Source organism: Bacillus paranthracis, from assembly GCF_001883995.1.
GTDB lineage: Bacteria > Bacillota > Bacilli > Bacillales > Bacillaceae_G > Bacillus_A > Bacillus_A paranthracis.
This window is the reverse complement of sequence record NZ_MACE01000009.1, coordinates 132,523-156,437: the sequence shown is the minus strand read 5'-3', so window position 1 is coordinate 156,437 and position 23,915 is coordinate 132,523. Positions and strand designations below refer to the sequence as shown.

Genomic DNA, 23,915 nt, shown 5'->3' with positions numbered 1-23,915 from the left:
AAAACGCAAACCATAATGGTGATTGATAATATAGAAAGGAAATAGTTATATGCGCAAATATACGATTGCATTGCTTATTTTGACTATGTTTTTACCAGCCTTCTTGTTTCCTATTGAGGCTAAAGCCCATACAAATAAAGTAGCTATTGTCATTGATGACTTCGGCAATAATATGAAAGGAACTGATAAAATGTTATCACTTCCTATTCCACTAACTGTTGCTGTTATGCCTTTTCTTCCTTCCACAAAGGAAGATGCGATAGCGGCTCATAAGAAAGGACACGAAGTTATTATACATATGCCAATGGAACCGATTAAAGGTAAAAAAGAATGGCTTGGACCAAAAGCAATTACAACTGATTTAAGCGACGAAGAAATAAATAATCGACTCGAACAAGCGATTCAAGAAGTACCACATGCAATTGGGATGAATAATCATATGGGATCAAAGGTGACTGCAGACGAAAGAATTGTACGACTTATACTCGCAGCTTGTAAAAAACACGGTTTATTTTATTTAGATAGCAAAACAAATCCTAAGAGTGTCGTCCCAAAAATCGGGAAAGAATTAGGAGTACCAATTATTGAAAATCAATTATTTTTTGATGACGTGTACACAGCGGCACATATTTCAAAACAAGCCCAATTACTCATTAAAAAACTTCAAGAAAAACCGATTATGGTAGCTATCGGACATGTTGGGCCTCCAGGTGAAATTACATCACGTGTTATAGAAACCTCTATTCCTAAAATTCGTGAACATGCAGATTTTATTTTTTTATCCGATTTAGCATTATCTCCGCCTCCTGTTTCAAAATAAGATTCATGACTCAAACTAAAAAAGAGAGCAATCTGCATATAGCAAATTGCTCCCTTTCCTTTTCATCTTAAATATAATCTACATGACTCACCCTGAATCCTTTTTTCTCTATTTTTTCGATTAATTGCTTTAATCTTTTTTCATTTAACTCATCTGTTATATTGACAATAACGCGGCGAATATATTGATCGCCGTTATCTAGCGTAAATAGTCCACCGATATGAAATGCTTTCAACAATGTCCCAAGTTCTTTAATCGTTCCCTTACAATCTTGTGTTGCAATTGTTAATATATAACCACCCGTCCGCATACCAAATGAATCCTCAATAACATCAAATATATTGGAATGAGTTAAGATGCCAACAAATTCATTATAATCATTTAATACAGCTAAAAACGGCAAACGACGAATAACATAAAATGCTCTGAAAAAAGAGTCCTTTTCAAAAATAAATGCAGTGGAATCTTCCAGCATATGTTCCGTACTTAATTCCTCTAATCCACCATTACACTTCTTTTCTAAAAGATCCACTTTATAAATAATCCCCATGAATTTCTTTTCATCTTCTGCTAATACAGGGATTGCTCGAAATCCCGTTTCATTCATAATTTGCAGAGCCTTCTTACCTGAATCGTTCATTTTGCAAAATGTTACTTGCTGTTTTGGCAGAAAATGATATTTAACTCGCAAAATATGTTCCTCCTTACATGTCAACATGTAATCTATATATAATAAGGAGACCTATATTTTATGAGTAAAATTATTTTTAAAACGCTTTCATTTACTTATTGACTTGTAACGACATCACAAACATTTCATATAACAGAGCTCTTTGCACCTTTTATCATTAACAATTTTACATGGTAGTTCATTAAATATTCTATACCCTCCAACCATTTTTTCGCGTATTCTGGAGTTTTTCCCCACACAATCATGCCATAATTATGAACGAGAACTACTCCTCCACCTTCAATAAAATTCGGCACATTATTCTCTAATAAATCTGCGAATTTTTTCTCATCTTCTACAATGGGAATTGTCATTTCTGTTATACCTTCTTTTCCAAAAACACGTTCCACGCTACGTTTATCGAATGTTACTTCCCCTTTTTCTCCATACAACTCTGATATTAAATGACTATCTACAGTCTGTACTTGTAAAATACATTCTGCACTACTTTTTTTATAAATATCTGCATGCATAAATGATTCCGCAGCTGGTTTTTCTTCATTTTCAAATACTGGTTCACACATACAGTTTACAACAATAAAATCTTCTTCTGAAAATAACCCTTTATCTCTTCCTTCAACGTTTACTAAAAAAGTTAACGGCTCTTTTGACGTACAAAGTGATAAGCTAATTTTTGTACCATAAAACCAATCACGAAGTGCTAGTTCAGATTTCACATCTTTTAATTCATTCCATTTCTTTAGAAAAAATAACATTTCGTCACCCCCGGCGTAATATTCATATAATGTTCGAATCCTTTCTATGTAAAAGGAGTATTTTTTTGATTATTCTAAAAATTTAATTGAATTATCACATGAGAACGCCTTTTTGTCAATATAGTTTCACGTCTCTTCTTTAAAAAGGGCTATTCATATGTCTATACTCATGTATCTTGACTATTTCATTTTATACATAAAAAATACGTTATTCTTTTTCAATCAAAGAATAACGTATTTTCTCATCTTTTATTTCGTCATTGCGTTATATAAGAACTGTGCATATTGTTCACGTGTTACAAAATCATCACCTAAAAAGTTTCCTTTTCCATCACCTTTTGATATGTTATTGTCCGCTAACGCTTTCACATATTCTTCTGCCCAATGACCAGTTGGTACATCATTAAAGTTCACTTTATTATTTTCATCTTCTTTTAGCTGAAATACTTTATATAATACTACAGACATTTCGTATCGAGTTAATACTCCATCTGGACGAAACTCCCCAGTACCATCTCCTTGCATAATTCCAGCTTGCGCAACTGTAGCAATATCTTGCTCAAACATATGTCCTTTCGTATCTGTAAATCTCTCTTTCTGCTCTACTTTATGTTCTAATTTCAAATACCTTTGTACTAAAGACGCAACTTGTCCACGAGTAATACGATCCCCAAATCCAAATTGTCCATTTCCATATCCCTTAAAAATATTTTCTTTCGCTAAATAATGAATTGCTTCCTCTGACCAATGTCCTTTTGGTACATCTTTAAATTCTACTACTCCTACTTTTTCATCTTCTTTAGAATTATTGTCTTCTTTAGAATTATTGTCTTCTTTAGAAGTGTTATCTTCTTTACTTTCTACCACATTTTGAATCACAGATCCTGTGAAGAAGATTCCTGTATCCGCAAATGGATCTTTTACACCAAATTCATATACTTTCTCACCCGGTGTACTCCACTTAACTGCATCATTACTATACGTACCACCTTCGCTCTTTAAACGAACTTTTGTAGAGATTTTACCATCTTTCTCGTATATAGGTACTTTTACTTCTTTATTTACTTCTGTTTCCTCTAAAAATACTTTTTGATTTTGAACATTGATATAGGCTGTTTTACTTAGTTCTATAACTGGTCGAACATCACGAATTTCATTTGCAACAAAACTTAAGAATACTAACTTTTTCAAATTGCTAGCTGGTATTAAGTCTGAAATATAATTCGCTTCTAAATCAAGCTTTTGTAAGTTTACTAGACTTGATAATGGAGTAATATCCTTTAACTCATTGTTAGGTAAGTGTAATTGTTTTAACTGGGTCATCTTACTTAGAGGAGTAACATCTTTTATTTCATTTTTCCCGATCCACAATTCTTCTAATTGCTTCATTTGCTCAATACCGGATAAATCTTTTACTTTATTACGTGTTAATACTAAGTCTTTTAAAGGTAATGAATATAACGGTTTAATATCTTCAATTTGATTACCTGCTAAAGTTAAATATGTTACATTTTTCAACGCGCTTAATGGCGCAACATTCGTAATTTTATTATTTGCTAAATTCAAGTAATCTAGTTGTTCCATTTTCGCTAATGCTGTTACATCTTCTATTTGGTTACCTGATAAATATAAACTTTTTACATTTTTCATTTCAATTAGTGGTGCAACGTTCGTAATTTTATTATTACTTAAATCAAGAGAATCTAAATTATCCATCTTAACAAGTGGTGTTACATCTGAAAATTCATTACCACGTAAAGCTAAATGTTTCAATTGTTTTAAGCTCGTAAAGAATGATGGATCTTTTATCTTCGCATTCGCAACTGTTAAAGATTTTAAATTTGGCATATATTTTAATGCACTATAATCCAGTATCTCATTCGTATTTAAAAACAAGTCCTTTACTTGTAATAACTCTTCTTTCGTGATTGGTGTATTTAAATCTTTTCTATTAAATACCTTTTTATTAACAAGCTCTCTTAATTTATTATCTGTTATCATATTTTGATTATCAACTGGATGATCCGTCTCCATATTGCCTGAATTAGAGTTATCATCTCGTTTCTCTGTTTCTTTGTCACCTACAGTTGGATCTTTAATTTCAAATTGAACTTGATATTTGTGATCATATCCAATAGCCGGAATAAGTATATGCATTTGCATATTGTGCTTCTTCTCAAACTCGCCAATTTCAAATTGAACTACTTTCGTTCCATTCTTCCTCTTATCTTCTGACAAAACTTTCACATCATGAAATACGCCAGGTTGGTTTTTATCCTCTATTCTAAGGTATTGAAAATAATCGCTATCTTGCATTGTTACAGTTACAATTTTTTTCCCATCCGCAATCGTTACTTTAGGACCTTTTATATATTGAGAAACCATAGATGGCTCGTCTTTTTGATCCTTATATATTTTAATCTCAGTATCGTATGTACGTTCACTAGCTGCCGCTACCGATTGGTTTGCTTCAATTTTTATTGCTGCTAACGCTGGAGTAGAGTATGCAGCAAATGGAATTGCTAATGTTGTCGCTACTACTAGCGCCTTCATATAATTTTTTTTCAAAATAATATCCCCTATCATATATAATCTTTATAATTGATAAACATTATCAATTACTCATAAATAAATGATAATGAATATCATTATCGATGTCAACGAGAATATTACATTAAATTTATATTTTTAAAGGCAAAAAATAAAAAAGCCCTTTATTCAAAGAGCTTTTTTACCTATCGTATGAAGAATTTCATTTTTCTCCTTCTCATTGATGACACCAATTTTTTGCAAAATATTTGCATACAATACAAGTTTATTATATATCCGTTCTGACATACTTCCCCTTCTTTCCTTCGACCAACTTTTTTTGTATTGGTAAATTATATGAAAGAGATGGAAAAATGTGTCCACTTTTTTTGCATAAATACAAATCTTTTATCCCGCTATTTGCAGGCAGTAAAACTCCCACCTCACAATCAGGTGGGAGTTCTACGTATTTAACAAATTGTCCATTGAATATTATGCCTTTTAACTTCCTCTTCAAAACTATAGGGCATTTTCTTATCACAAATTACATGTTGAATGCGCGAAAACGCTGCTATTCGGTAATTTCCTTTTACGCCTACCTTTGTATGATCACATAAAATATATGTTTTCTCTGCTAATTTCATCATCGCTTCTGACAGTTTCGCCTTTTCTAATTCAAAACTAGAAACTCCAAAACCAGGTAATAATCCATCAATCGAAACAAATGCTTTATGAAAATGAAATTGCTGGATAACTTGCTGCGAAATAGATCCTGATACGCGTGAATGTTTTGGAGATACTTTTCCACCAATAAATAAAACTTCACCGTGAAACATCTTTTTATTAATAGAAGAAATTAATTGTGTCGCTACTGGAAATGAACTTGTTACAATCGTTAAATTTTTGCGATGTACAAGATATGGTACCATTTGAAGTGGTGTACTTCCGTCATCAATCGCAATCACATCTCCATCTTCTACAAATGTTGCTGCTTTATACCCAATTCGCTTCTTCTCTTCTATATGTAGCATCTCTCGTTCTAACATTGGTGCCTCTATTCCAGCTCCCGGAAGTTGGACGGCTCCACCATACACTTTCTTCAACTTCTTTTCACGATCCAATTCTTCTAAATAACGACGAATCGTCTCTGTTGATACAGCAAACTCTCTCGCTAATTCTGAAACTTTTACCTTCCCTTTAAACTCTACCTTCTCAAGAATGGTTCGCTTTCTTTCTTCACCTACTACAGACATAACCTCACCCCATTGATTTCTACCTCATACACTGCCTTACTTATACAAAGTTATAACTTTCCTTTTCAACGAAAACTTCCTCGTGAATATGAATACCACGCTTTTTTAGTTCATCAAAAATAATTTGTGGTTTGACAAAAGCTTCCTCGGGTGTCACAACACCAACTTTATTTACATTCCCATTTGCGATTAGCTCTGTAGCAATCCCAAATGGAATACCGACGTTTCTCGTATAAGCTCTTAATTTTTCCCATCCTACAACAGATCCATCAGATAACGGGTGTGTATGATATACTACACGTCTTTGTTTCTCATTATTTTTCATACCTATTACTTCTACATGAAGTGCATAACCGTAAATCTCTGTTTCTTGTCCTTCTTTCGATTGCAATAAATACTTCGCAATACAATCCATTATGCCGATTTCTTTTCCATTTATTTCAACTGGATCATTACGCAATATACCGTAATCATACAATGCACGTACGAGCTGCATATTTTGCTTTGGCCAAGTTCCTCTCGTCTCTATTAGTTTAACGCCTTTATTTTCTAATGCTTTTGCTAACGTAATCGTTTCAGAATGCGGTATGATATACTGCGTTGTCTTACCATAAGGCGCCGGTAATTCAATTTCTCTTGGACACGCAAACGGAGGCACTTGCTTAAACTCACCATCTTCATACACTGTACGCGATGGCAAATGTGGATCATATTCATATGTCGTTGTTTCTGTAATGGATGCAGAAAAAGCAATAGGACGATACGAACCATGACTTACACGAACTGACTCTACAGTATGTAACTGATTTGCTGCATGCATCGCCATCATTTGCGTTACACCTGGCGTCATACCAAACCCAGGTAAACATGTTTTTCCGTTTTGAACAAATATAGAATGCGAATCATTTTCTTCACCAAATCCATTTAAATTCACACCGTGACAACCTGCTTCTGCAATACATCGAGTAGATAATCCATTTAACTTAATTGTTGTACCATCCATTACAATGTCATAGCCCTTCATTTTTGCAACCGTATCCTCATGATTCGTTACATCTACTTTCACAAAATCAACGCGAGGATCGTTGAGCCATTCTACTACTTTAAGCCCCTCTTCTTCGTTAAAATCTGCTACTGTAATCGTCTCAAAAGATGAAAATTGCACTAAATCTAAAATTGCTTCACGACAAATTTTACCTGCTCCACCTAAGCAAAATACTTTCAACCTATAACAACTCCTTTAGCGATACTATCAACTAAGCGATGAATATCTGCCTCATGTACATCACCGATATTTCCAATGCGGAATGTATCTACTTTTGAAATTTTACCTGGATATATAACAAATCCATCACGCTTTAATTCATTGTATAATTGATCAAAATCAAACCATTCTTCTGGATAAATGAAAGATGTAATAATAGGCGATTGATATTTTTCATCTACTAGTGGCTTAAATCCGATTTCTCTCATTCGATTCACTAATAGTTTTTGATTGTTATCATATCGATTGTAACGTGCTTTTACTCCGCCCTCTTCTTCTAATTCAAGTAGTGCTTGATAAAAAGCGTGTACAACATGTGTAGGTGATGTAAAACGCCATTTTCCATTTTGATTTTCCATCGTTTCCCATTGATCGTATAAATCTAAAGATAATGAACGTGCCTGCCCTTTACATTTCAACAATTCATTGCGCTTTGCAATAACAAATCCGAACCCTGGAACCCCTTGAATACATTTATTCGCACTACTAATTAGAAAGTCAATTTGCAACTCAGCGATATCTATTTCAATACCACCAAAACTACTCATTGCATCAACTAGTGTTACTTTTCCGTATTGCTTCCCTAATTTACATACATCTACAATTGGATTGATAATACCTGTTGTTGTTTCACAATGAACAACTGCAATATGTGTAATCTCTTTATCTTGTTGTAATATCTTTTCTACTTCTACAATATTAGTAGGCTCCCACTCTTCTGTTTGACTGACCACCACATCTATATGTAACATCTCTGCCATTTGTACAATTCGCTTACCATACGCACCATTTGTACAAACAAGCAGCTTTCCGTTTTTTGGAATGACAGAACCGATTACTGCTTCAACTGAAAACGTACCGCTTCCTTGCATTAATACTGTTGTATATCTCTCTTCTTCCTTCGTTGCTAACGATACAAGTTTAGCTCTTACCTGTTGCACCATCATGTTATATTCAACATCCCACGTACACCAATCGTATAGCATAACTTCTTTTACTGTTTTTGTTGTCGTTAATGGTCCTGGCGTTAATAATAAGTAGTGATTTTCAGTCATGATCCTATTCCCCTTTTATGAAATAATAAATTCTTGTTTCTCGATTTGTTCAATTACGTTTTCGAGTCCCTGCATCGTTTCAATTGTAAAATGAGCCCCGTTTTCAACGAAACGCTTTCGAACTACTTCCATTTTTTCACGAAGTTCTACCGGATCCATAGTTTCAGCTGCCCACTCGCTTAAGCCGAGCTCACTACTACCGAGAATTACACCCACAGTCCACATACCAGCATTTCTGCCCTCTTTCATATCTGACACTGTGTCCCCGACTTTTATCATATGATTCATCGGATACACACCAAGTTCCATCGCATTTTTATAACACATCCAAGGGTACGGACGGCCTGCTGAAACATCATCTGGCGTCACAAGAACATCAGGTTTATATCCTTGTATTTCTGCTTCTTTTGCAACGATGTCCATCATTTCTCTCGTATAACCAGTTGTTGAGCCAATTTTAAGGCCTCTTTTACGTAATGAAGCAACCACTTCTTTCACCCCATCAATTGGCGTGGCATAGTGTGGCAAAATAGTAAAGAGTATTTCTTCAAACTCTTCATACATCTCGTGAATGTCTGCTTCTGTTGGTAAATGTCCGAAAACACGCTCCCACTCATTCGCAATACGAGGCATTTCTGTTAGTGCCCTTACATGATCGATCTTTAATAATCCCATCGGTTTACGGGCTTCTTCATCTGTAATTTTAACACCACGTTTACGAAAAATTTTTATGAATACTTCCAGTGGTGCAAAACATCCGTAATCAACTGTCGTACCTGCCCAATCAAAAATAACTGCTTCTATTTTCATTCAATCCATCACCCTTCTCACTTATCTTTTTTGCCATTGTGACGTTCGGTTACGAAGTGCTTTCGTTCCCCATTCATATACAACTCTTACTACAATATTTGTAACAACAATAAGTACACTCATTGCAGCTGCTGGCGCTACATTTCCTGCATCATCCATATTTACGATTGATACGGCAGCTAGTTTAAAATCAGCTGCGTATAAGAATACAACCGCTGACACAGTTACCATCGAATTGACGAAATAGTACATGACCATTTCTAAAATTGCTGGTAAACACATCGGTACTGTTACTCTAAAGAATGTTTTATAAAACGGAATGCCCATCGACTGCGAAACAAGCTCAAACTCTCGGTCTAATTTCTTTAAAGCAGTCGTTGCGGTAACGAATGTTACAGAATAAAAATGAATGATGTTTACTAGTACTAGCACAGCAATTGTTCCGTATAAAGAATGAAACGGATTCGTTACTGAAAGTCCAAGTATTTGAATCGTTGGTTGACTAAAGAAAAAGACGTATCCCAATCCAAGTACTAAACCTGGGATTGCTAAAGGGACAATCGAGAAAAAGTAGCCTGTTTTTCGGAAAAACTTTAGCTGATCTATTTTCTCAATCGCATATGCGAACATAAATGTTAAAATTGCCCCAATAACTGCTGTAACTGCTGAGACAATCACACTATTTTTAAATGCTTCAAGTCCATCTCCTGTTAAACTCGAAAAATTAAAATGCTCAAATGTAAAACTCATATTATATGGCCATACTTTCACACTTGCAGCAATACCAACCGCCACAAATAAAAGAATAATCATAAGTGTAATCACACTACAATATATGAATGAGACTACATCTCTTTTCTTATTAGCCGTTATTCTATATGGCACTGCTTTGGAAGATAAGAAATTTGCCTGCTTTCTTTGCGTAATGCGATCAACTGCAAATGCAAATATAGCTGGAATTAATAAAATCATTCCGACAGTTGCACCCATCGGCATATTTTGTTGTCCAATTACTTGTTTGTATACATCAGTAGCAAGTACATTATATTGCCCACCAACAATTTTTGGTGCGCCAAAATCAGTAAAACTAAGTGTAAACACAACAAACATCGCACTAATTAATCCATACTTTACACTAGGTAAAGTAACAGTGAGAAATTGCTTTGTTTTACTCGCTCCCAACATATTAGAAGCTTCATATAAACGATAATCAGAACCTTGGAAAGCAATTAATAATATAAGAAATGCTTGCGGAAATGTATACATGACTTCAGCCATTACAATTCCTACTGGTCCATATAAAGGGATTTGTATACCTTCAAATAAACCAAACATCCCTTTCGTTACTAATCCTTGATTACCAAATAAATATGTCAGTGCGATACCATGCATCATCGTTGGTGCGAATAATGGTAACAACGCGACATATTGAAATACACGCTTTCCAAATACATTCGTACGAGCGATCGCATAGGCGTAAGCGAAAGCAAGTGTCACTGCAATAATTGTTGTCGCGCCCGAAATCCATATCGTATTTTGTAATGATTGAACTAATGTTGGGGTTGTGAAATATTTACTGAAATTCGCAACACCAATGAAAGCTCCATCTTTATCATAAAAAGCTTGTGTAAACAATTGTAATAGTGGTAATACAAGCATAATCAAAAAAGCAAGAATCATACCAATAATTAATAGTCTTTGTATCCATTCTTCTTTACCGATACGTCTCTTAATCTTTTTTTTCGTACTTTCTACCTTTAAGTCTTCTAACATCTCCATCTATACAACAACCTTCTTTCCATATGACAACATATGATTTTCTGAGAAAGAGATTTGAATCGGATTTCCTTTCCTAATAGCTGTTTTTTCTACTTCTGATGCCAATATATCTACAACGATTTTCTCATTATATAGATGTGTTTTTTCATCTATAACTCGCACTTCTGTCCGGTATACAGATCCACGAAATTCCATACTTTCCACAACCGTTTTAATACCATCATTTTGTACAATCGTTACATGTTCAGGACGAATTGCATGTTCTTCATTATTTTTCGAAAAGAAATTAATAGAACCAATAAAATCTGCCACAAACGGATTGGCTGGTCTTTGATAAATCTCCTCTGGTGTTCCAATCTGCATAATTTCCGCATGATTCATTACAACAATTTTATCAGCCATCGTTAATGCCTCTTCTTGATCATGCGTGACCATAATAGTTGTTACTCCTACTTTTTCTTGCAAATCACGCATTTCTCTACGTAACTTTTCACGTACTTTTGCATCTAAAGCAGATAACGGCTCATCGAGTAACAAAATATCCGGAGACAGAGCGAGCGCACGTGCAAGTGCTACTCGCTGCTGTTGTCCACCAGACATTTGAGCAGGATATTTATCTTTTACATTCAGTAAATCAACTAGTTCTAACGCCGATAGCGCCTTCTCTTTTACTTCTGCTTTTCCATACTTTTTCGTCTTTAAGCCGTATTCAATGTTTTCAAGTGCTGTTAAATTCGGAAATAATGCATATGATTGAAACACCATTCCGAAATTTCTCTTTCCAGGAGGTAATGCTGTAATATCTTTTCCATTCACAGCTATACTGCCTGTTGTCGCCTCTTCTAGCCCTGCTAAAATTCGAAGCAATGTTGTTTTCCCACAGCCACTTGGGCCTAATAAACATACAAACTCATTTTTTTTCACAGTAAAAGAAATATCTTTTAACGCTGTAAATGCATCAAACTGTTTTTGAATGTGTTGAATTGATAAATATTCGCTCATTTTTTCTCTCTCCCACTCACTTACTTTTTCGGTTCTGCTTTTTGGCCAAACTCTTTTTCCCATTTTTCTAAAATTTTGTCGCGATTTTCTGCTGCCCACTTAAAGTCATTCTTTTTGTATAATTTTTCCGTCACATCTTTAGGGAATCCATCTGGAAGTTTATAATCATTTTTAATTGTCGCAAATCCATTTTTCTCGAAGTATAACTTCATTACATCATCAGTAATTGCCCAATCTAAAAATGCTTGCGCTAATTTTTCATTTTTTGCATTATCTTTTTTAATAAGTGCGTTCGCTTCTACTTCCCAACCTAATCCTTCTTTTGGCAATACAACTTCAACTGGTGCACCTTTTTGTTTCTCTTTCAAAGCACTATAAACCATCGATACACCAACTGGATATTCACCCGCCCCCGCTAATTTCGCTGGTTTTGAACCTGAATGAGTATAAGTTGCCATATTATCATGAAGTTTCTTCATGTAATCCCAGCCTTTATCTTCACCCATAATTTGTAACCATGCAGAAACTGTTAAAAATCCTGTTCCAGAAGATGCTGGATGCGGCATAACAAGCGTTCCTTTATACTCTGGTTTCGTTAAGTCTTCGTATGATTCTGGCATCGGTAAATTTTTCTTCTTTAATTCTTCTTTATTTATAGCAATCCCCGTCATAAATGCAGTATTTCCTACCCATTTTTCTGGTTGTTTATCATCTTTAAATTGCGGTAAAACGCGATCCGCTCCTTTTGGAGAGTATCCTTTTAACATATCTTTTTTATCTAAAGCTAATAGACTTGAAGCTGCAGTTCCCCATACAACATCTGCTTGTGTATTTTTTCCTTCAGCTAGCAATTTTGCTGTAATAACTCCAGTTGAATCACGAACAATATTCAGCTTCACATCTGGATATTTCTTTTTAAAAGAATCAAGATAAATTGGTACAAGTTCTTCTTCAATTGCTGTGTAAACAGTTAATGATCCAGATAATTTATCATCTTTTACTTTTGCCCCAGCACTTTCTTCTTTCTTTGCACCACACCCCATTAATAACGAAAATACCATTCCAGTTGCTACAGCTTTAAAGATTGTTTTTTTCACTGTCTCTCTCTCCTTTTACAAATCTTATGTACAACTCAAATATAAACAACTAGTGTAAAAGCAGTATTAAACCAACATTAATCTTTTGTTTGTTGTTTGTTTTTGTGTAATACGTTGCTACTTCTATGTTTTTTCGCATTTTTCTGCTAATAATGAACACTAAATTTACAAATAATTAAAAAAACCTTTATAATCCCACAAAAAAATGAGGCGTTTGTAAAAAACGCCTCACTTTTGTTTACCTTTTTTTGAATTACGATTTGCATACTTCGCGCTATTTTCTCCTTCATACTCTAATGCAAATTCTGCATCTGGTAAGCTTTCTTTCGGAGTTTTATTATTGTTGATTGCCGCATTTTGTTTCACTTTTCTTTTTACCAATACATTCACCTGCTCTCAAAAATTCACTTTCTACTCTAGTTTGAAGCGAGCTAAAATAATTATTACTGGCAAGTGTTAACAAGTACATAAGAACTGTTAGATGGAAATACTACATATGAAGAAATCATAATAAAAAGGAGCTCTTATTTTGAAGAAGAAAGATAAAATCCAGTCACCCATTTTAGATGAAACGCTCCCGCATCAAATGAATTTCCCATCTTTTAAAGGAACAGGAAAGAAGATGCAACAACCTTTCATAAATCAATATGACGTCGTAATCGGAGACAGTAAATATGATTCCGAGAACAGTCCACTTCACAATTGGAGTGATGATGTAGATCCTGCCATTATGGCTGGAGAAGAATGGATCCATCCTACAAATGATATTGGTTGGATTTCAGAAGAAAATCAAGAGTTACTAAAAAAAGAAGGAGATAATAAGAAGGATACTTTTATGCATCCGCAATTTGGCATTAATGACTAAAAAACCATTCTACCTATGTTAGGTAGAATGGTTTCATACTATCCAATAATAATTCTCTCTTTCGGATATTTATAGCGAGGTGGCTGTTCTCTTCCGCCACTAGCTAGTATAAATGTTAAAATACCGACACGCCCGATAAACATAAGTACAATGAGTACAAGTTTACCAACAGTTGTTAAATCTGGCGTAATACCTGTCGATAGTCCTGTCGTCCCGAAAGCAGAACAGACTTCAACAATTAAACTCATAAGCGGTACATTTTCCGTAATAGATAAAATAAATAGTGCTGTGGCACATAATAAAATCCCCATTGTCATAACGACAGATGCTTTCAGCACGTCCTCTTCATGTAGCTGACGTTTGAAGACTCTAACCGTTCTCCCGCCTCTTGCAAAAGTGTATAGTGACAATATACTAACAGCAAATGTCGTTGTACGTATCCCGCCCCCAACCGAACTTGGAGATGCTCCTATAAACATTAATATACTCATAAATAAAAGCGTCGGTTGTGACAATTCAAGTATATCCATTGTAGCAAGTCCCCCGCTTCGCGTCGTCACAGATTGGAATAGTGTATAGAAAACTGTTTCATGCCATGACTTTCCTGCTAAAAAATGATTTCGTTCTAGTAAAAAAATCATAATCGTTCCAACGACCACGAGCGCAAAAAATGTTGTTGTCGTCAATTTTGTAAATAGCGAAAAACGAAATAGTTGCTGTCTCCTTTTACTAAGGAATTGTTTCACTTCCATTAATACAGGGAAGCCGATTGCTCCTAAAATAATAAGTAACATATGAATCATTTGAACAATGTAATCTTTTTTATACGGAATTAGCGATTGTCCTGTTAAATCAAATCCGCCGTTCGTAGTTGCACTAACAGCTGCAAAAAAACCGTGAAAATAAGCTTCTTGCCAAGTTGGAAAGTAAAGTAAGAATCTTGTACCTAATAATATCGCTCCAATAAGCTCTATTGAAATAATTACAATTAAAATAGAACGCATCAATTCTACAAGACCTGATAAATTCCCTTGATTATGGTCTGCCATAATGAGTCTTCTTCTCTGCAAACCAATCTTTTTTCCTGTTATAATCCAAACGAATGTACCTAACGCCATAATTCCTAAGCCGCCCAATTGTAAAATAAGGGCTAAAATAATAATTCCTGCCGTAGTAAATGTATCTGAAATCGTAACAACAGACAGGCCCGTAACACTTACCGCACTAACCGATGTAAAAAGTGCATCTATAAATGTCCATTTGACACCAGGCTTCGTAACAAACGGTAAACTAAGCAATATCACCGATACAACTACCGCTAATAAATAAAACAGAACAATGAGTTGTACAGGGCGTAATTTTTGTAAAAACTTTTTTATATCTCTCATTCCATCACTTCGCTACCTTTTTTCTATCGATTAAATAAAGAAAAATCTTTACTTTCTTTATTTGTAAATAACTGCTCAAATATTTTAGCAAATACCATTCCATACACAGTTCCATTACCTCCATATGGCAATGCATAAAATAAATTATGTATCTTATTATCTTCTTTTAAAATAGGGAGACCATCATGACTACCGCCAAATGCTGCCGCCCAATAGTAGTCTGCCTGTATATCTTTATACTGCGGGAACATCTCTTTTATAATGTTAATAAGGACATCACGCTTATGCAATAATTTCGTATCACCGATTGTTTGAATTTGCATTGCTTCATCTAATCCGCCTACAATAATACGGTTTTTATACGTTCGAAAATATAAATACGGCCGTGCTGTTTCCCAAATTAATGATCGCTCATACCAACCTTCAAACTGATCTATTTCATTTGTTACAATTGCATAAGAAGTTTCTACTATTGTATTTTTTTCTTTCTTTCCAAAAAGTGCTTCATAACCCGTCGCCATAATAATATTCTTTACTACAATTTGATTTCCTGTTTTCGTATAACAAATTAAATCATTTTGACGTTTTTTTATATATATGGCCTCTGTATGTTCATATATAGTAGCACCCATTTGATTTGCTTTATGCAAAAGGCTATGCGCTAATAAATACGGATTTACCTCAGCATCACCGTGTGTATATAATGCCGCTTGTTTTGTAAAAGGATACCGTTCCTTAATATCAGATGCTGTAAAATACTCAACTGGAAACTCATAATTCTGTAACGTTTTGTATTCCTCTTGTAAAAATGAGACATCTTCACTTTTACTTGCATAATATAAACTGTTTCGCGGAATAAACTGGGGATCGATATCGAGAGTCGGTACAACTTTCTCCATTGTTCGTAACGCTTCATAACAAAGCTTATATGCTCGCACCCCTTTTTCTTCGCCAAATGTATGGATAAGTGAGGTTAACGATTTATCATGAAGAAATTGTAATAACCCTGTATTAGCAGCTGTGCTGCCACATGAAATCATATTTTTTTCAATAAGTGTAACGCACATTCCCATTTTCGCTAACGAATACGCTATTTGAGCACCCGCTTCGCCACTTCCAACTACAAGCACATCACATATCATATCATTTTCTAACGATGGATAACAAGGCATAGAAGCTCCTGTATCCCAAAACAACTTACCAATCATAAGCTTCATAATTATACTCCTAAAATATAAATTTCTCCTTTCTATGTTTTGTTATTTTACATAAAAAAATCCAACTAACATATGCTAGTTGGATTTTTTATTTTTACTTAGAGCGCTCGTCAAGCCAGTCTCCAATCGTCGGATACGTTTGTTTTACCGCTGTTCCACCGTAAACAATCGACATATGTCCCGTTGGTAAACATACATATTGTTTATCTGTGCTAGAAATATGATCTAGCAACGCTTCTACTTGGCACGGCAGGGCGATATGATCACGTTTCCCTGAAATATTTAAGACATTCGCCTTAATATTTGCAAGGTCTACCTTTTGTCCGCGAATCACAAGTTCACCCTTAACCAATTTATTATTTTGATAAAAATCACGAATCCACTGTCTGTATGATTCACCTGGGAACGGAATACCATCGCCAACCCACTTTTGAACTAACCTCCAGCTTTCAACGAAGCGCTCATTCTCTGAACGATCTACTAAAGCAACATATGGACCAACAAAGTTCGTAATTGGTTTTAACATTTTGTTTCCGAAATCAATCATTTCTGGCGGAATATTTCCAAATGTATCAACCGCTTTATCTAGATTGAAGTATTTCTCATCTAATAAAGGACCATATAATCCTGTTTCAGAGAAATCAAAAGGACTTGTCATAAAGATTAGGTTACGAATTGGCATGTGCGGATGAAGTGCCGCATAAATAGAAGTTAGCGTTCCCCCCATGCAATAACCAAGTAAAGAAATCTCGTCCGATTTTGCAGTTCGCATTACTTTTTTCACTGCTTTTGCAATATAATCAAACACAAAATCATCAAATTTCAAATGACTATCTTCTAAACCAAATGTGCCCCAATCAAGCATATACACATCAAAACCACGGTCCACTAAATATTCCACTAAACTATTTCCAGGAGTTAAATCCATAATATATGGTTTATTAATAAGAGCATATATTAATAGAATTGGGACTCTTTGTGTTTTTTCTTGTTTTGGAATGTAGCGATAAAGCTTCGTCTTATTCTTCGTCCAAATAACCTCTTTCGGCGTTAATCCTACTTGTGGCTCTGGTTCACGTAATAAAATTTCACTCGCCCTTTTCACTCGGCGATATGCTTTTCGGTACTCTTCTGGGTATAGCTCTAATTGCTTTTCCCATTCTGTTGCGAATGTAGTCATTTTTCTATCTCCTTTTTGGTCAATTTCCTTCTAAAAAAAGAAGTGCATTCCTGCTATGGATATGCACTTTTTTCTTACTTCATTACATATATAATCCGCCGTTAATGTTTAATTGCTGACCTGTGATATAAGCACCGTCACGGCATAGGTATACTACACCTTTTGCAATTTCATCAGCTTGACCAAAACGTTTTTTCGGGATTTTCGCAACGATTTTTTGGCGTACTTCTTCTGGTACTTCTGCTACCATTTCAGTATCAATAAACCCTGGGCAAATAGCGTTTACAGTTACATTTGTTTTTGCAAGCTCTAATGCTAATGATTTTGTAAATCCTAGCATACCTGCTTTCGCTGCTGAGTAGTTTGTTTGTCCAAATCCACCCGCTTGACCAATAATAGAAGAAATGCTAATAATTCTACCTTCTTCCGCTTCCGTTATGTATGGAAGTACCGCGCTTGTCGTATTAAACACACTGCTTAAGTTCACGTCAATTACGCGTTCCCAATCTTCACGATTTAACTTTTTGAATGTACGATCTCTTGTAATACCAGCATTATTAACAAGAATATCAACTTTACCAAAATGATTCACTGCTTCTTCTACAAGTCGGTTTGCGTCTTCTACTTTAGAAACATCTGCTTGAACTGCATAAACGTCATGTCCTTCTTTTCCTAGTTCATTTACTAAGTTTTCAGCTGCTTCTTTACTGCTGTTATAGTTAATAACAACTTTTGCGCCCTCTTGTGCTAACGCTACTGTGATTGCTTTTCCAATCCCTTTTGCCCCACCTGTTACGATTGCTACTTTGCCATTTAATTGAACCATTTCTTTTCCCCCTTAAATGAATTTGTGAACGACTATTATGAATCATTTTGGTACTCATACTATGGAGTCCCTATATAATTATGTTTCGCTGTTTATACATAGAAAAGAGATTCTCCCTTTCTCTTTCATATGTTATAAACAAGCGCTATTATCACTTTTTATTTTCTGGCTTATTCGTAGGTTTTACTTCTTCTTTTACAGGTTCTTGTAGTTTTGCTAGTACTGCATTTTGCTTTTCTAGCAATTCTAAAATTTGATCAACTTTCGTTTCTAATGTGCGAATATCTTGTTTTACTTTCGTAACATCGCGCTTTAATGTAGGAGCTTGTCCTACTGACTCTACCTTATCTTCTAGAAACTCCTCAATGTTATCCACTTTATTTTCTAAGTTAATAACAAGCGTAGCCACTCTAGCGATATCCTCTTTCGTAGGCACATTTACCTGCTCTAAATAATTTTTTGTCGTATCATTTAATGCTTTTTGATAAAACAAATTCAAATCTAGAACGCTGCCCATCCAAGCAGAATATTCTTCTGTTTTAATTGTTTCATTGAGCGCTTTTCCCCAAAATGTTTCGGTTTGTTCATAAGCATTTTTCCATGCTTGTAGTGGATCGAATTTTTGATCAATCACTTTACCTACACTCCCTTTTTCGTTTTTGAAACAATTCAACCTATTCATTATTTTCTAATATTCTGAATAAAACTTCAAGTCTATATTTTATTTTTTTCTATTTTCTAACAAATGTATTGACTTTAAAAACAGATAGGTGTAAATTGCACTTATAAGCAAAAAATTCCATCTAACTGATTCATGAGGTGATGCACAATCATGCTACATAATGAACCAGAACAACGCGAAAGTTTGGAGAACAACCAAGCAAAACAACCAAACTCCATGCCAAAAAACTTCTTAGTTCCCTTCTTACTTCTCTGTCTTAAAGACTGGAGTCTTCATGGTTACAAACTTATTCAAATGCTAATGGATATCGGCTTTTCTTCTGTTGACCAAGGTAATGTGTACAGAACACTACGCAAATTAGAAAAAGAAAACCTTATTTCTTCTACTTGGGATACAAGCGACGGAGGGCCAGCAAAAAGAATTTATTCTTTAACTGAATATGGAGAGCAATATTTAACAACATGTGCGACTTCTTTTGAGCATTATCAAAATATGTTGCGGACGTTTTTCACGTTATACACCAATGCATTCTTTCCATTTTCTACTTCTCCAGAAAAGGATGAAAAAGATTCTTCATCTTCACCTGGTGATACAGCAGAGTAATCTGCGTTCACAATATGTAAAAAAACATTTGGGGGTCAAACAATGGAAACTAAACCATACGAATTAGTCGATGCATTTTGGAAAAACTGGTCTCAATCACTTTCCCTTTTCTCTTCAGCTGGGAAACAATTAGAGCAACTTACTTTAGAAACATTAAAACAACAACAAGATGCTTTGCATAAATTAACATCAGGAGTAGATGAACTAGAAAAAGAACTGCAACAATTTACTACTCAATTCAATAATCAGTATACAGATTACGTGAAGCAATTAACTGGAAACTCCTTAAATGATCAAATTAATGAGTGGCAAGACAAATGGAAAGAGCTTTCTGCTCATATGCAACAGCTAACTGTTTCTCCTACAAAAACATCTTTGTCTATCCTTACTCAAACAAGCGGTCAATTTGAAGAAACAACGAAGCAATTTATTGAACAACAACAATTACAACGTGAAGAGGCTCAAAAACAGTTAGAAGGTTTTTTGGAAGATTTCAAGACAAAACAGTTGGAACTCGCAAAAAAGTTCGAGGAAAACTCAAAAAATCTATTTACTTCCATCAAGTAAGAAAAATGTGGGAGCTAACTGCAGCACAAACAAAACTCTTTCTTCCTCCTACTACATCAAGATGGCTAGCATTTTTCGATATGGAAAAGAAGGAGGACAAAATGAATCTATTTCAAGAAGCACAAACCGTCCCGGAGCTTCGTTATGATGAGATTCAAGTCGGTGATCAAGCATCACTTACAAAAACGATTACGGATGAGGACGTTATCAATTTTGCAAAATTGACTGGAGATGTGAATCCTATTCATATTTTAGATTCTTTTGCAAAAACGACAATGTTTAAAGAACGTATTGCTCATGGTATGCTCGTTTCAAGTTTTATTTCTACCATCCTTGGAACGAAACTCCCGGGTAAAAATACGATTTATTTATCTCAAAACGTTTCATTCCGCGCTCCTGTCAAAATCGGCGATACACTTCGCGTTGTGGCAGAGGTCATCAAAAAACGTGACGATAAAAAAATCATTACGTTGCAAACAAATATATATAATCAATCGGATGATATTGTCGTGGAAGGTACAGCGACAATACTAAAAAAAGAGTAGCAAAAATTGCTACTCTTTTTTCTATCCAATAACTTCTAATCACACCGATTACTTCCGCGTATGAGCACGCCGGTTCCACATAAAATAACGGTACCAGTTCAGATACATACTTAGCTGAACTGGATTACTCATAAGGATGTGTATCATCATGGCAAAAACAAACAAATTACTAGTTCCAGGTGCTGAACAAGCACTTGATCAATTTAAATATGAAATTGCACAAGAATTCGGCGTAAGCTTAGGGTCTAATACTGCATCACGTTCTAACGGATCAGTTGGCGGTGAAGTAACAAAACGTCTTGTTTCTTTAGCTCAACAACAATTACGTGGATAACAATATAACATATGGCTTAGAGGCAGATATTCTCTGCCTCTTTCTATTTTTAACATACATAATGGTGCTTTTTCACATACTAGTAAAAGCAAACTGAAAGGAACGATATGTAACATGAAACGGATTAACATTCACATGAGTCCTCCCCGTGTTCTTACTTTGTCTTTTATTATGTTATCAATTATCGGTACATGCTTATTAAAATTGCCAATTGCTACAACGACGTCTATTTCATGGCTCGATGCTTTATTTACAACCGTTTCTGCTTGTACGGTTACAGGGCTTGGTGTTGTGGACACTGGGAAAATATTTACCTTATTTGGCCAATGTGTCATTTTAATACTTATACAAGTGGGCGGACTTGGCATTATGAGCTTTGCCGTTTTAATTGCGATTATGCTTGGCAGAAAAATTGGCCTTCAAAACCGAATTTTATTGCAACAAGCATTAAATCAAACGAATATAGGCGGTGTCATTCGTCTTGCCAAAGCATTATTTTTATTCTCTTTTACAGTCGAATGTATCGCTGCTTTCATTCTTTCTTTTGAATGGGTACCGAAATATGGGATTGCTAAAGGGATCTATTATAGCTTTTTTCATTCCATCTCTGCTTTTAACAATGCAGGTTTTTCTGTTTGGAGCGATAATTTAATGTCCCACTCTCACAGCATTCTTGTCAATCTCGTCATTTCCTCCCTCATTATTTTAGGTGGGATTGGTTTTACAGTAATCGTAGATATAAAAAGAAAGAAAAATTTTAAAAACCTTACATTACACTCAAAACTTATGCTCTCTTCTACTCTAATCATCAATATTATTGCGACTGTTTTTATTTTTATATTCGAGTTTCACAATTCTCTTTCTATGAGAGGCTTTACCCCATTTGAAGAAGGCATGGCTGCTTATTTCCAAGCTATTTCAACGCGTACTGCCGGGTTTAATACAGTTGATATTTCCGCATTATCAAAGCCTTCCCTTTTATTAATGATGCTTCTAATGTTTATCGGAGCCGGTAGTGCTTCAACTGGCGGTGGGATTAAATTAACAACCTTTTTAATCATGTTTTTTGGGGTATTTAAATTTTTACAAGAACAAGATGATATTGTCGTGTTTAAAAAATCCATTAAAGATACTCTCATTGTCAAATCATTAACCATCGCTATTATTTCTATTTCATTTATTTTTTTTGCTATTTTAATTTTAAGCATTACTGAGCGAGTTCCTCTATTGATGAGTGCTTTCGAAGTATTTTCAGCATTTGGGACTGTCGGTCTCAGTATGAATTTCACACCACACTTAACGATGATTGGAAAAGCTATTATTATCTTTATGATGTTTTTTGGGAAGATGGGGCCTTTAACATTAGCTTTTTCATTTGCACGTAAAAAGAACCGGAAAATAAAATATCCGAATGAAGACATTTTAACAGGTTGACAACCGTATAAATTATCCATATAATGAGAGTACAATAGCATATCTCCAAAGGGGAGTAGCGTCCAAGAATATTTCTTGGAAACAAAGTCGTCATTACGTAGAACTTAGTTCTTCCGGCTTTGTTGGCATTTTCATTACATATGTCTAGCAAGACCTTTGCCTATTAACGGCAGAGGTCTTTTTTGCATTCATTACCAAATTCTTCCAAAGTTAATAGGCAGGAGTATGGGGAAACTAAATAGTGGGGAAATTCTTCACTTATTTAGTACTTATAGAAATGAGAGGAGAATGTACATGGATGTATCATTATTATTGGAGTATGGTTGGGTACTACTCATCCTAATTGCACTAGAGGGGATTTTAGCGGCTGACAACGCTCTTGTTCTTGCAATTATGGTAAAACATTTACCAGAAGAAAAAAGAAAGAAAGCACTATTTTATGGATTAGCAGGGGCATTTGTTTTCCGTTTCGGATCGTTATTTATGATTTCGTTCCTAGTCGACGTATGGCAAGTGCAAGCAATCGGTGCCATTTACCTTATGTTTATCGCTGGTAATCACTTATTTAAAACGTATGTTAAAAAGAATACAGATGAAGAAACAGAAGAAAAAGAAGCAAAGAAAAAACAAGAGAACTTTTGGTGGACTGTATTTAAAGTTGAAGTTGCAGATATCGCCTTCGCAGTTGATTCTATTTTAGCTGCTGTTGCATTAGCAATGACTTTACCAAAAACAGGATTAGGTACAATTGGTAGTCTTGATACTGGACAATTCGTTGTTATCTTTGTAGGTGGACTTATCGGATTAATCATTATGCGATTTGCGGCAACTGCTTTCGTACAAATTTTAAAACGTAAACCAGGACTTGAAACTGCGGCATTCTTAATTGTAGGTTGGGTTGGTGTGAAACTAGCAGTTTATACGTTAGCACACCCTGCATTAAATGTAATTCCGCACTCATTCCCAGAATCTACACCATGGAAGCTTACATTCTGGATTGTATTAGTTGGAATCGCAGCTGGTGGTTGGTTCTTCTCAAAAGAAGTAGAAACAAAAGTAGAAAAGAATTTAGACGAAAAAGCGCTGTAAATACAGTGCTTTTTCTTTTTTCCTTGTCCCCTCTCTATGTCCAGAAAAATTCTATTATACTATCTTCCGTAAACGCTTTCTTAATATATGTATGTCCTTTTTGTGAAACATTGCACAAACTTATTGAAAC

24 protein-coding genes and 1 riboswitch are annotated in these 23,915 nt (G+C 35.0%); of the genes, 8 read left to right on the top strand and 16 right to left on the bottom strand.

Annotated elements, in window-relative coordinates:
* Window positions 1-49 precede the first annotated feature (49 nt).
* Window positions 50-820 (top strand): divergent polysaccharide deacetylase family protein, encoded by a 771-nt coding sequence (locus BAQ46_RS03135; RefSeq protein ID WP_001234121.1) that lies wholly within the window; start codon window positions 50-52, stop codon window positions 818-820.
* 67 nt (window positions 821-887) lie between these two features.
* On the opposite strand, the gene cbpA is transcribed toward BAQ46_RS03135, so the two are convergent.
* The 11 genes from cbpA to BAQ46_RS30390 form a co-directional block, all read right to left on the bottom strand.
* Window positions 888-1,511: a cyclic di-AMP binding protein CbpA gene (cbpA, locus tag BAQ46_RS03130; RefSeq protein WP_001264219.1), complete on the bottom strand. Its 624-nt coding sequence runs from the start codon at window positions 1,509-1,511 to the stop codon at window positions 888-890.
* A gap of 125 nt (window positions 1,512-1,636) precedes the next feature.
* Window positions 1,637-2,266 (bottom strand): class II aldolase/adducin family protein, encoded by a 630-nt coding sequence (locus BAQ46_RS03125; protein ID WP_000895995.1) that lies wholly within the window; start codon window positions 2,264-2,266, stop codon window positions 1,637-1,639.
* A gap of 249 nt (window positions 2,267-2,515) precedes the next feature.
* Window positions 2,516-4,852, bottom strand: a complete 2,337-nt coding sequence (locus BAQ46_RS03120; protein WP_084638293.1) for an NEAT domain-containing leucine-rich repeat protein — start codon at window positions 4,850-4,852, stop codon at window positions 2,516-2,518.
* A gap of 413 nt (window positions 4,853-5,265) precedes the next feature.
* Window positions 5,266-6,048, bottom strand: a complete 783-nt coding sequence (locus BAQ46_RS03110; protein ID WP_000117662.1) for a DeoR/GlpR family DNA-binding transcription regulator — start codon at window positions 6,046-6,048, stop codon at window positions 5,266-5,268.
* A gap of 40 nt (window positions 6,049-6,088) precedes the next feature.
* On the bottom strand, window positions 6,089-7,273 hold the full coding sequence (locus tag BAQ46_RS03105; RefSeq protein WP_071741609.1) for a saccharopine dehydrogenase family protein: 1,185 nt from the start codon (window positions 7,271-7,273) through the stop codon (window positions 6,089-6,091).
* Window positions 7,270-8,367 (bottom strand): 2-aminoethylphosphonate--pyruvate transaminase, encoded by a 1,098-nt coding sequence (gene phnW, locus BAQ46_RS03100; protein ID WP_071741608.1) that lies wholly within the window; start codon window positions 8,365-8,367, stop codon window positions 7,270-7,272. The genes BAQ46_RS03105 and phnW overlap by 4 nt, the downstream gene beginning before the upstream one ends.
* Window positions 8,368-8,382: 15 nt before the next feature.
* The gene (gene phnX / locus BAQ46_RS03095; protein ID WP_000687359.1) at window positions 8,383-9,177 is read right to left on the bottom strand and encodes a phosphonoacetaldehyde hydrolase; all 795 of its coding nucleotides are present in this window, start codon (window positions 9,175-9,177) and stop codon (window positions 8,383-8,385) included.
* A 21-nt stretch (window positions 9,178-9,198) separates the two neighbouring features.
* A complete protein-coding gene (locus BAQ46_RS03090; RefSeq protein ID WP_000425420.1) occupies window positions 9,199-10,956 on the bottom strand; it encodes a putative 2-aminoethylphosphonate ABC transporter permease subunit in 1,758 nt (585 codons plus the stop codon).
* On the bottom strand, window positions 10,957-11,958 hold the full coding sequence (locus BAQ46_RS03085) for a putative 2-aminoethylphosphonate ABC transporter ATP-binding protein (RefSeq protein ID WP_000006183.1): 1,002 nt from the start codon (window positions 11,956-11,958) through the stop codon (window positions 10,957-10,959).
* Window positions 11,959-11,978: 20 nt separating this feature from the next.
* Window positions 11,979-13,055, bottom strand: coding sequence for a putative 2-aminoethylphosphonate ABC transporter substrate-binding protein (locus tag BAQ46_RS03080; RefSeq protein ID WP_000750887.1), 1,077 nt, complete (start codon window positions 13,053-13,055; stop codon window positions 11,979-11,981).
* A gap of 228 nt (window positions 13,056-13,283) precedes the next feature.
* Entirely contained in the window at window positions 13,284-13,445 is a 162-nt protein-coding gene (locus BAQ46_RS30390) for a hypothetical protein (protein WP_001997002.1), read from the bottom strand.
* Window positions 13,446-13,584: 139 nt separating this feature from the next.
* Here BAQ46_RS30390 and BAQ46_RS03065 point away from each other — a divergent pair, with 139 nt between their 5' ends.
* On the top strand, window positions 13,585-13,920 hold the full coding sequence (locus BAQ46_RS03065; protein ID WP_000725962.1) for a DUF3905 domain-containing protein: 336 nt from the start codon (window positions 13,585-13,587) through the stop codon (window positions 13,918-13,920).
* Window positions 13,921-13,958: 38 nt separating this feature from the next.
* Here the strand turns inward: BAQ46_RS03065 and BAQ46_RS03060 are convergent, their stop codons facing one another.
* The 5 genes from BAQ46_RS03060 to phaR form a co-directional block, all read right to left on the bottom strand.
* Entirely contained in the window at window positions 13,959-15,308 is a 1,350-nt protein-coding gene (locus tag BAQ46_RS03060; RefSeq protein ID WP_001204709.1) for a TrkH family potassium uptake protein, read from the bottom strand.
* A gap of 23 nt (window positions 15,309-15,331) precedes the next feature.
* Window positions 15,332-16,525, bottom strand: coding sequence for an NAD(P)/FAD-dependent oxidoreductase (locus tag BAQ46_RS03055; RefSeq protein ID WP_071741607.1), 1,194 nt, complete (start codon window positions 16,523-16,525; stop codon window positions 15,332-15,334).
* Between the two features lie 94 nt (window positions 16,526-16,619).
* Complete coding sequence (gene phaC, locus BAQ46_RS03050) at window positions 16,620-17,705, bottom strand: class III poly(R)-hydroxyalkanoic acid synthase subunit PhaC (protein ID WP_000206335.1); 1,086 nt, start codon at window positions 17,703-17,705, stop codon at window positions 16,620-16,622.
* Between the two features lie 82 nt (window positions 17,706-17,787).
* Window positions 17,788-18,531 (bottom strand): acetoacetyl-CoA reductase, encoded by a 744-nt coding sequence (locus BAQ46_RS03045; RefSeq protein WP_000250412.1) that lies wholly within the window; start codon window positions 18,529-18,531, stop codon window positions 17,788-17,790.
* A 151-nt stretch (window positions 18,532-18,682) separates the two neighbouring features.
* A complete protein-coding gene (gene phaR / locus BAQ46_RS03040; RefSeq protein WP_000566940.1) occupies window positions 18,683-19,165 on the bottom strand; it encodes a polyhydroxyalkanoic acid synthase subunit PhaR in 483 nt (160 codons plus the stop codon).
* Window positions 19,166-19,363: 198 nt separating this feature from the next.
* Between phaR and phaQ the strand changes: the two genes are divergently transcribed.
* The 6 genes from phaQ to BAQ46_RS03010 all read left to right on the top strand — a co-directional run bounded on the left by phaQ (window position 19,364) and on the right by BAQ46_RS03010 (window position 23,785).
* Window positions 19,364-19,816: a poly-beta-hydroxybutyrate-responsive repressor gene (gene phaQ / locus BAQ46_RS03035; RefSeq protein WP_000903020.1), complete on the top strand. Its 453-nt coding sequence runs from the start codon at window positions 19,364-19,366 to the stop codon at window positions 19,814-19,816.
* Window positions 19,817-19,858: 42 nt separating this feature from the next.
* Complete coding sequence (gene phaP, locus BAQ46_RS03030; protein ID WP_000448589.1) at window positions 19,859-20,383, top strand: polyhydroxyalkanoic acid inclusion protein PhaP; 525 nt, start codon at window positions 19,859-19,861, stop codon at window positions 20,381-20,383.
* Between the two features lie 101 nt (window positions 20,384-20,484).
* A complete protein-coding gene (locus tag BAQ46_RS03025) occupies window positions 20,485-20,928 on the top strand; it encodes a MaoC family dehydratase (RefSeq protein WP_071741606.1) in 444 nt (147 codons plus the stop codon).
* A gap of 148 nt (window positions 20,929-21,076) precedes the next feature.
* Window positions 21,077-21,262 (top strand): alpha/beta-type small acid-soluble spore protein, encoded by a 186-nt coding sequence (locus tag BAQ46_RS03020; RefSeq protein WP_001140707.1) that lies wholly within the window; start codon window positions 21,077-21,079, stop codon window positions 21,260-21,262.
* A gap of 114 nt (window positions 21,263-21,376) precedes the next feature.
* Window positions 21,377-22,696: a TrkH family potassium uptake protein gene (locus tag BAQ46_RS03015; protein ID WP_071741605.1), complete on the top strand. Its 1,320-nt coding sequence runs from the start codon at window positions 21,377-21,379 to the stop codon at window positions 22,694-22,696.
* Between the two features lie 38 nt (window positions 22,697-22,734).
* A riboswitch (yybP-ykoY riboswitch) is annotated at window positions 22,735-22,900 on the top strand.
* Window positions 22,901-22,990: 90 nt separating this feature from the next.
* Window positions 22,991-23,785: a TerC family protein gene (locus BAQ46_RS03010; protein ID WP_000383322.1), complete on the top strand. Its 795-nt coding sequence runs from the start codon at window positions 22,991-22,993 to the stop codon at window positions 23,783-23,785.
* Window positions 23,786-23,915 lie beyond the last annotated feature (130 nt).